The organism is Brevundimonas sp. FV1ye29L, assembly GCF_058681095.1.
The window spans coordinates 1,872,501-1,886,426 of record NZ_CM178730.1 but is presented as its reverse complement, the minus strand read 5'-3'; the positions used below and the strand labels follow the sequence as shown (position 1 = coordinate 1,886,426).

Sequence of the window (13,926 nt, the reverse complement as noted above, 5' to 3'; positions counted from 1 at the left end):
TCTGGCTCTAAGGCGGCACCAGAGTCAATCCGTTTGAAGCCTTATCCCCGGATTTGCGGAGACGACGGACCCGTGAAATCCTCGTCGGGAGTTCATTGGAGGCCCAACCATGTGCAACGAGTATCAACTCGTCCTGCCGTTCGATGACGTCATCGCGGCGTTCAACGTGACCGGCGACCGGCTGGCGTTTCCTGGCGGCATGCCGAACTTCGGCCCGATGGCCTCGGTTCGGATCGGCGATCGGGCGCCGGTCATTCATATGGGGAAGGCCGGACCGGAAGCGGTAATGACGCCCTGGGCCTGGAAAGGGCCGGGCGGGCGGCCGGTGTTCAATTTCCGATCCGATGGGCGGTCCTTCGAGGGATCGCACCGGTGCCTGATTCCGGCTGACGGCTTCTTCGAATTCACCGACCCCGAGCCCGGACAGAAGCGAAAGACCAAGTGGCGGTTCACCCTCTCCGGCCAGCGGCTCTTCTGGGTGGCGGGACTGATCAAGGATGGCGCCTTCGCCATGCTGACCACGGAGCCGGGAGTGGATATCGGCCCCTATCACGACCGTCAGATCGTGCTTCTACGGCCCGAGGATGGCGCGGCCTGGCTCAATCTTCAGCGACCCGAAGCCGAACTGCTGCGGGCCCTGCCCGCAGGGAGCCTTAACGTTGAGAAGGTCTTCCCGGTGGCGGCCTGAGCCTGGACGACCGAGGGGATGTGCACGACCGTTCGTGCGTTGCCTGCGGTGTAGGAGGTGAGGCGGCGGCCACCGTCTCGCATCCTTTTCGCGCCAGCCGGCGCGGCCTCTCGATGAGGCGGATCTGACCGAAGCCCGGTCGGCTGGCGCAACCGCTTCCGCGACTTTCATCCCCGGCCTGACGGCCTTCCTCGCGAAACAAGAAAGTCTCTCATCGCGGTCCTTCGCTTCGCTGCGGGGGCTCGCTTCGCTCTCCCTGCGCGCCGCCCGAACCTCGGTCTGCCGATCGCCATCGAGGCCGCGGCAGGCGTGGCCCGAAGCAAAGGAGAGACTGACATGGCCACCATCGGCACCTTCACCGCTCAAGGCGACGGCTACACCGGTTCGATCAAGACCCTCACCCTCAACGTCAAGGCTGCGGTCCTGCGGCCCAACGAGAAGAGCGACGACAAGGCCCCCGACTTCCGGATCTTCGCCGGCCAGACGGAGTTCGGCGCCGCCTGGAAGAAGACTAGCCAGCAGAACCGCGAATATCTCTCGGTCAAGCTCGACGATCCCAGCTTCCCGGCGCCGATCTACGCCTCCTTGGTGGAGGTCGAGGGCGGACACAGCCTGATCTGGTCCCGCTGAACCAAGAGCCGCGGCGGCGCGGGAACCGCGCCGCCGCTTCTTCTTCCCACAATCCGTTTCGAGGAGGCCGCCATGACGCGCCCCGCCGATCCTGCACGCCCGGACATCCATGCCCGGATCACCCAACAGATCATCACTCAGCTTGAAGCCGGGGTTCGTCCCTGGATCCAACCCTGGAAACATTCAGCCTCCGTGAGCCGACCTCTGCGCCACGATGGGACGCCCTACAACGGCATCAACGTCATCCTGCTCTGGGGTGAGGCCGCCGACCGAGGCTACACCCGGTCCACCTGGATGACCTTCCGGCAAGCGCTGGCGCTGGGCGCTCACGTCCGCAAAGGTGAACGCGGCGCGACGGTGGTCTACGCCAACCAGCTCGTCAGGACCGAGGCCGACGAGGCTGACGGCGATGTCGAGCACCGCATTCCATTCCTGAAAGCCTATACCGTCTTCAACGTCGATCAGATCGAGGGCCTGCCCGACCGCTACGGCGAGCCAGAGACCCTCGTCATCAACCCGGACGAACGGATCGCCCGGATCGACGGCTTCTTCCGGAACTGCGGAGCCGATGTCCGACACGGCGGCGGGGCTGCCTACTACGCGCCGGGCCCGGACCATGTGCAGATGCCGCCGTTCGAGTGCTTCGAGAGCGCCGACGCCTACTACAGCACTCTCGGGCACGAAATGACGCACTGGACGCGGCATCCGGCACGCCTCGACCGGGACTTCGGTCGCCAGCGGTTCGGCGATCCCGGCTACGCCCGCGAGGAGCTGGTCGCCGAACTCGGCGCTGCCTTCCTCTGCGCGGATCTCGGCCTGGAGCTCGAGCCCCGCGACGACCATGCCGCCTACATTGCGAACTGGCTCCAGGTCTTGAAGGACGACAAGCGGTTCGTCGTGTCGGCGGCGTCGCACGCGCAAAAGGCCGTCGATCACCTCAAGGGATTGCAACCCGTTGTCGTTTGAGAGTCGAGGCGCGCCGCCCTGGCGGCGCGCCTCGGCTTGAACCGCCTCGCGACAGGCGAGCAGGGTGAGGTCAGAGGAACCGGTTATCCAGGCTCGGATCTTCCCTGTACCAATCCGGAGGGATCACCGGGTCAGGACCGAGGAGGTGATCGACCGTCGGGATGCGCCCGATAATCTCGCGTCGGAAATGATCGTCATCGAACGGGTGGAGGATGAACGCATAGTTGGGAGCGCTTTCGCTCAGGCTGATGTCGAGCAGTTCCCCGCCCGCGCTTCGGACGATCGAGTGAGAGTGAAACCGCAGCCGTTTCTCGAAGGTCTCGCCCCTTGCATTGAGCCAGCCATGGACGATCGCATACGTCGGGTTAGCCTCGACCCAACGGCTAGCGTTCTCGTGACAGTGGCCCGGCTCCGGACGCCAGCCCGGCGTCTGGTCGCCGATGTTCGAAAGTCGCGTTCCCGGGAGAGCAGCCGCGAGGCGGGCCGCCAGTTCATCTCGGTCCAATGCATACTCCGGATCATGAGTTCGAGCGCCGTCGGGAGCGACGGCGTTCCAGTGGAACGGCGAGGCTAGGGGTAAGCGGTGGATCGGCCAAGCATCAGCGACAGGCGGTGCACACTGGCCAGGAACGCGCGTCCCGCCGTCCGGCTGGGGCGCCCTTCAGGGCGGCGGGCGAGCGGCCGGCTTCGGACGCCGAGGGGAGGGCGGGCAGCACCGGAGACCTACGGGGCGAGGTAGGTGATGGTCTAGGGCAGGATAGGCTTTGCGCCGGCAATGTCAGACAGATCACCCCGCTCATGGACCGCCTCACCGTTCGCCTTCCGCCCGATCTGATCCGCCGCTTCGACGCCGCGGCGGCCGGGCGAGGCGGTCGCTCGCGCTTCCTGCGCGGCCTCATCGGAGGCGCAGCGCAAGGCGCTCTGCCAGAGCCTGTCGCCCCGCTCGTGAGCCCGCGCGACGCCAAACTGTCTCTCCGCCTCACCGCTGACGACATGGCGCTGCTGGAGGCCGAGGCGGCCCGCACAGGCTTGTCCCGCACTCAGTGGACGGTCGCGTTGATCCGACGACGGCTTCATGAACGGCCTCAGCTCTCGCCGTCCGAGGCCATCGCCTTCGTGGGCATCCAGCGCGAGTTGCGGCGTATCGGCGTCAATGTGAACCAGATCGCCAGGGCTCTGAACACCGCAGTACTCGAAGGCAAGGTGCTCGATCTGGAGGTCGCCCAGCTCGCCGACTTCGCCACCGAGATCCGCGCCCATCTAGTGGGTGTGCAGGACGCTTTCAGGGGCAACCTCGACTATTGGTCGGACCGCTGATGGCGGACTTCGTCCAGGTCCGAGGGTTCGAGGACGCGGTGCGTCCGCCAATCCGGCAAAGACGCGCACGCCTGACCGATCCGCCGGGGCGGGTCGCACGGTCCCGGCCCGACATGGCGCCCCGCGCCCGGCTCGACCGGATCGCCAGGCGGGTGCCCGAAGTGATGGTCAAGATCACGGGCCGGACGCGTGACGGCGGTCACCTCAAAAACCATCTCGCCTATATCGGCCGGAATGGAAAACTTCCGCTCGAGGGGGCGGACGGCGAGCGAATACAGTCCCGGGGCGAAGTCGCGATGCTCGTCGGGGACTGGATGGCGGAGGTCGAGGCGGATCCGCGCCGTCGCAAGGACAGCGCGGTCAGCCTGTCCATCGTGCTCAGCATGCCGCCGGGTACGGATCCATTCCGCATGCACGATGCGTCGCGAGCTTTTGCCGGCCGGACGTTCGGCGACAGCCACCCTTATGTCTTCGCGTTCCATACCGACGAGCGGCATCCCCATGTCCATCTGACGGTTCGGACCCTTGGTCATGACGGCCACAAGCTGAACCCGCGCAAGGCGGATCTGGAGCGCTGGCGGCAGACCTTTGCGGCTGCGTTGCGGGATCGCGGGGTGGAGGCCGAGGCGACACCGCGTCGCGCGCGGGGGATCGTCATGAAGGCCGAGACCGCTCCCGTCCATCGTATCCGCTTCCGGTTTTCCCGGCAGGGAGGTCCCCCGCCGAAAGTCGATGTTGCGGCGGTCCGAGACGCGCTCGACCAGGCTCGAGAGACGCCATGGGTCGAGGCCAGCCGCGCGCGTCAGACGTCGATCCGGCGTTACTTCGTGGCTCAGGCGTTGGCCTTCTCACGATCGGACAGTCGCGATGACCGGAAGCTGGCCGAGGATCTTCAGACCTTCGTCAAGACGATGCCGCCTGTCCGGACCCGCGCCGAGGAGATCGTGAGCCGGGTTAGGGAGCGAACGACACCAGCGGCTGATCGCGACCGTTCGCCCGATGCGCCCCTTCGTCGGCGCTGACCGTGAACGGGTGCGTTGCCCGGCTGTGAAGAGGTGATGTGCACCCCCTGCCCACGCGCCGACTCGGCGCATAAAGTCAGATCATGTTCGACATCACCGGTGAAGACATCGCGAGCCTGAACGATACGGATCTGCGCACTCTCGTGGCGCGGTTGGCGCAGGCCGAGCTGTCGTCACGTCGCGCACCCCTGTCGAGCGTGACCGCGGGCGGGGCGCAGGACGCCGCAGACGGCGGCATCGACGTGAGGGTCGATCAGGAAGCGCTCCATGCCGATCCGGACTTCGTGCCGCGGGCGAAGACCGGGTTCCAGGTCAAGAAGCCGGATTTGGCGGCTCAGGGGATCAAGGACGAGATGCGCCCCGGCGGCGTCCTGCGCCCGTCGATCGCGGCCCTCGCCGAGGCGGGTGGCGCCTACATCATCGCCAGTTCCGGGGCGTCGCTCACGGACACGACCCTGGCGCGACGGCGCGCTGCGATGCGGGAAGCCGTGAACGACCATGCGCAGGGCGAAGACCTGTTCGTGGACGTCTACGACCGTGATCGATTGGCGACCTGGGTCAACCAGAATCTGGGTGTCGCCGCCTGGGTGCGCAGACGAGCCGGCCGACCGCTTTCGGGCTGGCGGCCGATCGGTGTTTGGGCCGACCTCCGCGTCGCCGACGACAACGGCTATCTCATCGACGACGCCCTCTCGCTAATCGATGAAAGGGACGGCGCGAAAACCCTGCCGATCAGTGAGGGCATGGGTCTGCTTCGCGAGGCGTTGCAGAAGGGCGGGCAGTGCGTTCGCCTGATCGGGCTGTCCGGCGTCGGGAAGACCCGTCTCGTTGAGGCGCTCTTTGAGGCGGACGTCGGTGAGGGGACGGCGCTGGACCCCGGGGTGTCGGTGTATGCCGACTATGCCGAAGAGACGACGCCTTCCGCCCGGGAGATGGCGTCGCGGCTCGTGGAGGATGGCCAGCGGGCCATCCTCGTCGTCGACAACTGCAACCCGCGGACGCACGGCCAGCTGACCGAGGTCTGCAGCCGCCCCGGGAGCCAGGTCAGTCTTCTGACGGTGGAATACGATATTCGCGACGACGAACCAGAGCATACCCAAGTGTTCCGGCTGGCAGTGGCGTCGGAGGGCCTTGTTGTGACGTGGCTGGAGCGCGACTTTCCCCATGTCACACAAGGCGACCGAGGGCGCATCGCCGCGTTCAGCGGCGGCAATTTCCGCTTGGCGCGGGCGTTGGCCAATACCGTGCGTCAGGGCGAGACGCTCGGCCAGCTGCGTGATCAGGAACTGTTCGAGCGAATCTTCGTCCAGCGCAATGACCCGGACAAGACCCTGCTCCACGACGCCGAGCTGCTGTCGCTGTTCTACTCCTTCGACGTAACGGAAGGCGGGGACGGCGAACTCCACCGGATTGCATCCTTTAGTGGACGGACGGTCACTGACTTCTACGCCTCCATCGCCGAGCTTCAGGCTCGGGGCGTCCTGCAGGCGCGGGGGCGCTGGCGGGCGGTCCTGCCCCATGCCATCGCGAACCGCTTGGCGACCGGCGCCCTGCGGCGGGCGCCGCCTCAGGCCTTCGATTCATTCTGCAGTGTCCTCCCGGAACGCATGATCAAATCGATGTCGCGACGCTTGGGATTCCTGCACGACGTTCGTGAGGCCCGCGCCGTCGTGGCCCGATGGCTCGATCCGGCCGGTCCCGTGGGTGACCTCTTGGCCGAGCCGGACTTGGCAATGTTGACGAACATCGCCCCGGTTGATCCGGCTGCGGTGCTGGCGCGTATCGAGGCCGCAGTCGCGGCCGGCGCACTCGACGCGCTCGACGGGCGAAATTCACGCCGCGGGGCGTGGAACAACCTCCTCAAGGCGTTGGCCTATGAGGCCGAACTCTTTCCCAAGGCGGCATCCCTGCTGGCCCAGTTCGTCGCCGCCGAGGCGCCGAACGAGAACTACGACAGCGCGAGGAGCGCGTTCGGGGAGCTGTTCCAGCTCTACCTGTCGGGCACCCTGGCCCCTCCCGAACTGCGTCGCGCCCTGATCGCCGATTTGTTGGCCAGTCCCGACCCCGGCCTGTGCCGAGCCGGACGCGTCGCCCTAGATAGCCTACTGACTGCCGGCCGCTTCAGCGCCACCTCGATCATGGATTTCGGAGCGCGACCCCGCGGCTACGGTTGGGAACCCGGCACACGGAGGGCTCAGGCGGTCTGGTACGAGGAGGCGCTTGATCTGGTGAGGGGCGGCCTTTTGGACGCGGCCGAGGTTCGAAAGCTGCTCGCCGAAACCATTCGCGACCTCTGGGGCTATGCGGGGTGCCGATCGCGGCTGACGGCCGCCGCCGAGACCTTCGCCGGTGAAGGCGGCTGGCTGGAGGGCTGGACGGCGCTCCGGGTGATGATGCAGTTCGACGGCGCGGGAATGCCGGACGATATCCGCGCCGAAGCCCTTGCGGTCATCGCGCTCCTGGCGCCGAACGACGTGTTCACCGAAGCCCGGGCGTGGGTTCTGTCCGTAAGGCCCGGAGCCTGGGACGTGGCTGATCTCGACGATGACGCCGAAACAGATCCGTCGGCGGGGTGGCGCAGAGCCGAGGAGAAGGCGCGGGAAATCGGTCGCGTCATGATCAACGAGCCTGACGCTCTGGCCCCCTTTCTGCCGGAGGTCCTCGCGGCCAGCGGCGGCGGCGACCGGAGTGCGTCGTTCGGCGCAGGTCTAGGCGAGGGGGCTTCCGACCTTGGTGTGGCCTGGGCGCAGCTCTGCGCGGCTTTCGCCGACCTAGATCCAGCGGTGCGAAACTCGACGGTGCTCGGCAACTTCCTGAGGTCCGCAGGGGTGCGCGACCAATCCTTCGTCTCAGCCTGTCTCAATGACGCGGTCGATGACCCTGTGCTCGCTCCCCACTTTGCCTTCCTCCAGGTCGTCTCGGGCCTCGACGGTCCGGGCATCGACCGCACCGTAGGAGCCTTGAACGCGGCTGGGACAGTAGAGAATTTCTGGCATCTCTCCCATATCGATCCCGAAAAGCTGCCGGCCCAGGACATGGCCCGGCTTCTCGATGTCGTCATCGAACTGCCCCGCGGCCCGGCGCTCGCCGTCGACATGCTGTGGCGCTACTTCTATCGGCTGCAAAAGGAACCGGCACCGGTCTACGACCCTGTGCTTATCGATCGCGGTCGCCGGATTCTCACCCTCATCGATCTGAACGATTTTAACGACTTTCGGGACTCGTCGATCAAGACGCTGGCGTCGGCTGTCCTTGCTGGCGATGAGGGGCGCGCGACGGCGCGGGTGGTTGGCCAGCGGCTTTATGCCGGTCTCAACGCCGACAGGGCGTGGCGAAGGGAGGCGCACGGCCTTGTCCGGGCTCTGTTCAAGACCCAGCCGGAGACTGCACTCGATACTTTGGTCGATGGGCCAGAGGGGCCGGTTGAAAGGCTGTTCAGGAGACTGGTGGGACAAAGATCGCCGCTCGATAGCATCGATCTGGGCCGCCTAGTTGCATGGGCCGAGCACGCGCCCGAGCGGCGATACGCCCAACTCGGGGCAATGACATCGCTCTTCCGCAAGGACCAGATGGACACCGTGCTCGGGCTGAATCCAACCTTCATCGCCCTCTTGAATGCCGCGCCGGACAAGTTGGGCTTCCTCGGCGACGCCCATTCTCGGGTTCAACCGAACGGGTGGAGCGGGTCCCTCGCCGAGATTTTGGCGTCCCGGAAAGCGCTGCTCGATGATCTGCCGGACCATCCTGACATCGCGGCCTGGCGCGCGCGGGAATATCCACGCATCGATCGATGGATCGCCGCCGAACGTGAGCGGGAGTCCGAGCAGGAAGAGAGCTTTGAATAGGCCGGGTCGGGCTGGCCGACGTCAGCTCAACGCGCCTTCGGCCTGTCTCTTGCCGTCTCGCGCCTATCGCGATCCTGATACTGGGTGGGGGCTGTGCGGCTCCTCAGTCGCTCTACGGCGTGTTCCATGAGGCGTGCCCTCGCTGCCGGGTCTTCGATCAGGCGCTTGACCACTATGGCGGCAGCGCGGAGGCGGTCGTCCGGCACTCGGATGTTCGGCTGCGGCGTCATGCCGGGAACGTGACGCGTAGGACTTTCTCCCGCCGCCTGCCGGTCGCGCTCCCTCGGATGATAGCCCTTCACCTCCAGACCCAAGCCGCGGGCCTGAACCCAGGCCTCGCGCCTGAAATTCTCATCCCCTGAGACGCGGACCTCGGACCAGCCGCGATGCTTCGCGATCTTCAGCATGTCGGCGACGGCGTCGGGATAGGGCTGGGTCGCGATCAGCTTTCGGCCCTCATCTCGAAACATCGGCTCGGTTGCGCGGTGGTCCCGGTAGAAGCGGGTCGGACGACCGAGCCGATCGTGTTCGATCAGGTAGCGGTCCAGAACCGCCTGGGGGGCGTCGCCGCGCTTGCGGGACCGTGCGTCGCCGCCTCTTGCGGGCGTGGGGGCCACGGCGTTGGCTGCCGACTTGCCTTGGGCGTTGGCTCGCTCGCTCATCGGCCGCCATCCCGATCCGGTGCGTTCACAACCACGTCGATGATCTGGTCCAACCAGTCGGCGACTTCGTTCTCGGTCGCGCCGATCTCGGGCGGCGGGCAGCCCTGCTCGGTGAAGGCCTGAATCACGGCTTCGTAGGTCATTTCGGCGTCCTCAAGGGGTGGAGGCAGGGTGGGCATGGCGACTCCGGCGACTGTCGGCGCGGCGGGCGGCTTGGCCTGCGTGGGGGGCGGTCGCTGGCGACGGGTGAACACCCGTTCGCGGAAGAACCGGATCTTTTCGCCGCGCGCCGGCGGCATCCCGGCCTTGAGGACAATCAGGGTCCGGTCAGGAAGCTGCATCAGCTCCTGGGGCATCATCAACGCCCGGCGTTGATCGGATGTCGTCGTGCTTCGCCGGCCGGAACCGAGGCCCATGGGACGGCTCTGGCTGCGGGCGTGATAGGTATAGTAGCCGAGCCGTTCGCTCAGCTCCTGGGCCACCTTCAATTCCTTTGGCGCGAAGACGACCTCGATCCCGCAGTTGGTCAGGATGTCCTCGGTCACATCGGGGCCGTAGAGGGCCCGGAGCTGCGACGGGCTCTGGATCACCGGCAGCAGTCGAAAGCCGTAGCCGGCGAGGTAGGAGAAGGCGGCGGCGAGAATTGGCGCGCGGCCGAGCCGGGCGAACTCGTCCAGCAGAACCAGAACGGGGCGATCGTCAGGGCCGGGCAGCCGGCGGCTGTTCAGGTCGACGAGTTGCTGGAAGAGCAGGCTGTAGAGCGGCGCCACCCGCAGCATGTTGTCGGGCGAGGCGCCCAGATAGAGCGACAGCCCGCCTCGTCGCAGATCGCGCAGATCGAAGTCGCTGACGGCGGTCGCCGCGTCTACGGCGGGATTCAGCCACAGTCCCATGCGGCTGGTGATCGTCTGCCGCACCGAAGCGAAGGTGTTTTCACTGGAACTGCAAAAGTCCGTCAGGGCGGAGGTGCAACCGGTGGAAAGCGGCGTTCCGGCCAGCGTCCGCGCCTTGATCAGGCCGGGGAACTTTTCCCTTGCATCACCGTGTGTGAGTTGCCGGAAAATCTCGCCGAGTGAGAAGGGGAGATCAGGCGTCTCCGCGACATAGGCCCCGACCCCGATAAAGCCGGTTCGGGCGGCTTCCGACCAGAAGGGGTCGGCATGATCGTGGCCAGGGAAGAGCATGACCGCCATGCGCTGGAGCTCGTCCAGGACGGCGGAGGCCGACGATCGTGTGATGTGCGCCAGAGGGTTGAAGCGCGCGGTTCGGCCGTCCGGGGCGAGGGGGTCGAACAGCAGAACCGTTTGACCGGCCGCGGCCCGAAACCCCGCTGTCGCCGAATGGTTCTCGCGCTTGATGTCGAGGACCACGACCGAGCCCGGCCAGGTCAGGAGATTGGGAATGACGATCCCGACTCCCTTGCCGGTCCGTGTCGGGGCGTAGAGCATCACATGCTCCGAGCCGCCGGCGATCAGCCATGAGCGACCGCGCCGACCGAGCAGGATGCCTTCGCGCGCCGCAAGTCCGGCCGCCTTCAGATCGCGCGTAGAGGCCCAGTGCGCCGCGCCATGAAGCGGACGGCGAATGCCCAGCGCAACCGCCGAGACGATGACGACGGCGAGGAGAATGCTGATCAGGCCGCCGATCCGAAGCCAGCGCTCAAGGTTGGGGTCGCCGCGGTAATGCCATAGCCAGGCTGGGACCCGGGCGGGTTCGACGTCCGGGGACAGGCGCCCGACGCCGGCCAGCGCGATCATCGCGGTCGAGGTTCCGGCCAGAAGCAGCAGGACCAGGAGACCGACAACGACGAGCGTCGCCCTAGCGGCCGGGCTGACGTTTTCGAAGCGGGTCATGCCAGACCTCCGTCACCCGGAACCGCCCATCGGTCTTGCGCATCTGGACGACGATATCGACGAGCAGGTGCAGCAGGGCCCGAATGTCTTCCCGCGGCAGATCGCGGCCCCCCTCGGATTCGCGGACCAGCAGCGTCAGTTGCTCAAAGGCCAGGGACGCGCTGTCGGCGTGGACGGTCGTGATCGAGCCGGGGTGGCCGGAGTTGACGTTGCGAAGATAGAAGAAGGCCGTGCCGTCCCGCAGTTCCTGCAGCAGGATCCGGTCGGGCCGCATCCTGAGGGCGCTTTCGAGCAGGGATTTGGCGGTGACCTGCGCCAAACCCTGCCCTTCCTTGGAATAGGTCAGGTGGACGACGTTGCGGTGGGGCACGACGAGTTCGCGCGTGTCTTCGATCGTCAGCAGCCTCTCATGATCGGGAATGGCCTCGACCAGACCCTTGGCGAAGGTGGTCTTGCCGGAGCCGGTGGCGCCGGAGACGAGGATGTTGCGCCGTGAGACCACGGCCAGTTTGAAGAAGGCCGACCAGTCTCCCGATCTTTTCAGGCCGAGGAGTTCGGCATCGACCGGATCTGCAGACCCGTCATCCGCCGCGACGACCGCGTCGAACAATCCCCCGGTCGCAAAGGCGTCGAGACCGAACTGCCGGCGCGAGGGCTTACGGATGGTGAGGGACACCGTGCCGGTCGGGGCTGCGGGGGGAAGAACGATCTGGCATCGTTCGTCGCCGGGCAGGGTCGTCGAACAGATCGGCCGGGCGTCGCTGACATCCTGTTTGGTGAAGGCGGCGGCGGCGACGGCAAGCGTCCTGAGCCAGGCCTCGGTGAGCAGCGGCTCTTCATGCCAGCGCCACCGGCCGCCCTGTTCGATCCCGACCTCGCCGGGGCGGTTGATCACCAGTTCGGTCACGTCGTCTGGCGCGAGCAGGGGTCGCAGCGGCGCGAGGTAGTGTTCCAGGACAGCTGTGTCGTCCATCACCTTGCGCTCAGCCGATAGACACCGGCGAAGTTCAGGTCCTGGGCCACGAAAATAGAGACCTCAGCGCCTTGGGGTTTGCGCAGGGTCGCGGGGATATCGACCGAGTTCTGCAACGCGACGCCGGCCGCGTCCGACGGAACCCGCGCGGTCTCGCGCACGGCATCGTCACGTCCCGCGGCGGCGTAGAGACCGTCGTCCACCAGCGACAGCAGGAGGGCGCCGCCGAACCGGTCCCAGAAATGGGTGTCCACGCGGCCATCGAAGCCTGCGCGCCCGAGGGCGTCGGCGGCCGGAGACGCCAGGCCCACGGTGACGCCCGCAGGCGTGACCGCGCGGGTCCACAGGACGAAGAGCCGATTGCGGCCCTGCTGCAGACCGCCCTGGTACTCGCCGAGCACCCGGGTGCCGCGCTCCATCAGCACCACGGTTCCGCTCTCCGAGTAGACGTCGCGTGGCAGGATGCAGCTGACGAACCCGGGGGTCGCGCTGTCCATCGCCGTCTGCAGGATGCAGGGGATGGTGGCTCCCGCCGTCAGCAAGAGGTTGCGATCCCCCAACTGGCCGGCGCGCGCCTCACTGACCGGCGAGGTCTGGCGCAAGCCGTCGAGCGGCGTGACGCGGGCCTGGATCGGCGCAGGGGGCCCGGGCGCAACGGCCGTAGCGGTCAGGCTGCCGGTCGGTGCGACGCCGGAGCCTTGGCGACTATAGGCGAGGACCGGGGACCGCCTCGCCTCGTCGATCAGGGTCTGGCGCCGTTCGGCTGCCGAGGGGCCGTTCGCTGAAGAGGAGGGCGAGGTCTCGAGCGCCGGCACCTGTTCGCCCGACGACGTCAGGACCGGCGCCTCGGGATCGAGAGGCTGATCCGTGAGCAGGGGCGGCTCGGCGTCACGGCGTGCCGGTTCGAACGGAACGACCTGCCGGGCCGGTTCGTCCGCCGCCGCCTTCCGGTCATCCCCCTCGCCACGATCCCATGTGGCGAAGAGGAAGACCGCGCAGCCGAGGCCCAGGGCGGCCAAGGTGACGACCTTGGACCCGCGGCCGCCGAAACGGCCGGCGATGGGCGATATGCCCCGGTCGGTCGTCGGCGGCAGACCCTGGCCTTCCGAACGGGCTTCCGCCGCGGCGTCGAACTGCGGTTCAGGCGAGGCGGTCATGGTTGGGCTCCTTGCGTCACGCTCCGATCCACGATCGGCGAGGCCGTGCCGGTTCCGGTGGCGACACCGCGCGGGTCGTAGGCTTCGTTGAAGATGCACAGCACCGAAGCGCCGCGGCGCAGCCGCAGGCCCGGGACGACCGCGTGGATGACCACGAACTCGCCGCGTACATCGAAGGGGACCAGGCTTTCCTCGCCGTCGGCGGACACAGCGAAGATCGAAGGAAGGGGCTGGTTCGCCGGGAACCTCAGCACGGTGAAGCGGCCGTTGTCGGTGACCTCGCTGGGCTGCAAGTCCGACGCGCCCTGGACGCTGTAGGCGAGGTTGCGGGGACCGGAAAGGGCCGCCTGGTCGAGCGTCAGATCGATCACGCGCTCTTCGATCGCCTCGGCGGCGGCGTCGAGCGACGCCACGGTCGCGGCCTGGAGGTCCGCCGGGTAGCGGAACCGGATCTGGTAGGCGATGGAGGACCGATCGCGAGCGTCTCGCGCCGCCAGTTCGAACGCATAGTGACGCGTCGCGCCTCCGCGTTCGGTGACCACCAGCAGATTGGTCGCCTGCAGGCGTTCGCGGGGTTTGAGGAAGAGGACGGAACCCTCGGCCGCGACCTCCCAGCTGACGCTGTCACCGATCGCCACATGGCGGATGGCTTCGTCCGGACCGAACACGATCTGCGTGGCGGTACGGAAGGCCCCGGAGATGCGGTAGACGGCGCCCAGGGCGTAGTCGACCTCGACCATCCGGGCATCGCGCTCTTCGGCCCAGGCCGGCGACGTCATCATTACGAGGCCGGTGGCCAGGGCGATCAACAGG

At 67.2% G+C, this 13,926-nt stretch carries 12 protein-coding genes; 6 read left to right on the top strand and 6 right to left on the bottom strand.

The window, feature by feature from the left end:
* Window positions 1–109 precede the first annotated feature (109 nt).
* From ACW17W_RS09245 to ACW17W_RS09235, 3 genes are all read left to right on the top strand, one after another.
* Complete coding sequence (locus tag ACW17W_RS09245) at window positions 110–688, top strand: SOS response-associated peptidase family protein (protein ID WP_428062612.1); 579 nt, start codon at window positions 110–112, stop codon at window positions 686–688.
* A 336-nt stretch (window positions 689–1,024) separates the two neighbouring features.
* On the top strand, window positions 1,025–1,318 hold the full coding sequence (locus ACW17W_RS09240; protein ID WP_228184609.1) for a DUF736 domain-containing protein: 294 nt from the start codon (window positions 1,025–1,027) through the stop codon (window positions 1,316–1,318).
* 72 nt (window positions 1,319–1,390) lie between these two features.
* Complete coding sequence (locus ACW17W_RS09235; RefSeq protein ID WP_428062615.1) at window positions 1,391–2,284, top strand: ArdC family protein; 894 nt, start codon at window positions 1,391–1,393, stop codon at window positions 2,282–2,284.
* A 70-nt stretch (window positions 2,285–2,354) separates the two neighbouring features.
* Here the strand turns inward: ACW17W_RS09235 and ACW17W_RS09230 are convergent, their stop codons facing one another.
* Window positions 2,355–2,789, bottom strand: a complete 435-nt coding sequence (locus tag ACW17W_RS09230; RefSeq protein WP_428062617.1) for a hypothetical protein — start codon at window positions 2,787–2,789, stop codon at window positions 2,355–2,357.
* 293 nt (window positions 2,790–3,082) lie between these two features.
* On the opposite strand from ACW17W_RS09230, the gene ACW17W_RS09225 reads away from it, so the two are divergent.
* From ACW17W_RS09225 to ACW17W_RS09215, 3 genes are all read left to right on the top strand, one after another.
* Complete coding sequence (locus ACW17W_RS09225) at window positions 3,083–3,601, top strand: MobC family plasmid mobilization relaxosome protein (RefSeq protein WP_492076593.1); 519 nt, start codon at window positions 3,083–3,085, stop codon at window positions 3,599–3,601.
* Complete coding sequence (locus ACW17W_RS09220) at window positions 3,601–4,623, top strand: relaxase/mobilization nuclease domain-containing protein (RefSeq protein WP_428062621.1); 1,023 nt, start codon at window positions 3,601–3,603, stop codon at window positions 4,621–4,623. Before ACW17W_RS09225 ends, ACW17W_RS09220 begins: the two co-directional genes overlap by 1 nt.
* Before the next feature lie 83 nt (window positions 4,624–4,706).
* Window positions 4,707–8,468, top strand: coding sequence for a hypothetical protein (locus tag ACW17W_RS09215; RefSeq protein WP_492076592.1), 3,762 nt, complete (start codon window positions 4,707–4,709; stop codon window positions 8,466–8,468).
* Window positions 8,469–8,494: 26 nt separating this feature from the next.
* Here the strand turns inward: ACW17W_RS09215 and ACW17W_RS09210 are convergent, their stop codons facing one another.
* From ACW17W_RS09210 to ACW17W_RS09190, 5 genes are read right to left on the bottom strand one after another with little or no spacing between them, the layout of a single operon-like run.
* Entirely contained in the window at window positions 8,495–9,130 is a 636-nt protein-coding gene (locus ACW17W_RS09210) for an LPD7 domain-containing protein (protein WP_428062624.1), read from the bottom strand.
* Complete coding sequence (locus ACW17W_RS09205) at window positions 9,127–10,983, bottom strand: type IV secretory system conjugative DNA transfer family protein (RefSeq protein WP_492076591.1); 1,857 nt, start codon at window positions 10,981–10,983, stop codon at window positions 9,127–9,129. Before ACW17W_RS09205 ends, ACW17W_RS09210 begins: the two co-directional genes overlap by 4 nt.
* Window positions 10,949–11,956 carry a P-type DNA transfer ATPase VirB11 gene (gene virB11 / locus ACW17W_RS09200; RefSeq protein WP_492076590.1) on the bottom strand — a complete coding sequence of 336 codons (1,008 nt, stop codon included), beginning with the start codon at window positions 11,954–11,956 and terminating at the stop codon, window positions 10,949–10,951. The genes ACW17W_RS09205 and virB11 overlap by 35 nt, the downstream gene beginning before the upstream one ends.
* Window positions 11,956–13,113, bottom strand: a complete 1,158-nt coding sequence (gene virB10, locus ACW17W_RS09195) for a type IV secretion system protein VirB10 (RefSeq protein ID WP_492076589.1) — start codon at window positions 13,111–13,113, stop codon at window positions 11,956–11,958. The genes virB11 and virB10 overlap by 1 nt, the downstream gene beginning before the upstream one ends.
* On the bottom strand, window positions 13,110–13,922 hold the full coding sequence (locus tag ACW17W_RS09190; RefSeq protein ID WP_492076588.1) for a TrbG/VirB9 family P-type conjugative transfer protein: 813 nt from the start codon (window positions 13,920–13,922) through the stop codon (window positions 13,110–13,112). The genes virB10 and ACW17W_RS09190 overlap by 4 nt, the downstream gene beginning before the upstream one ends.
* Between the last annotated feature and the right edge of the window lie 4 nt (window positions 13,923–13,926).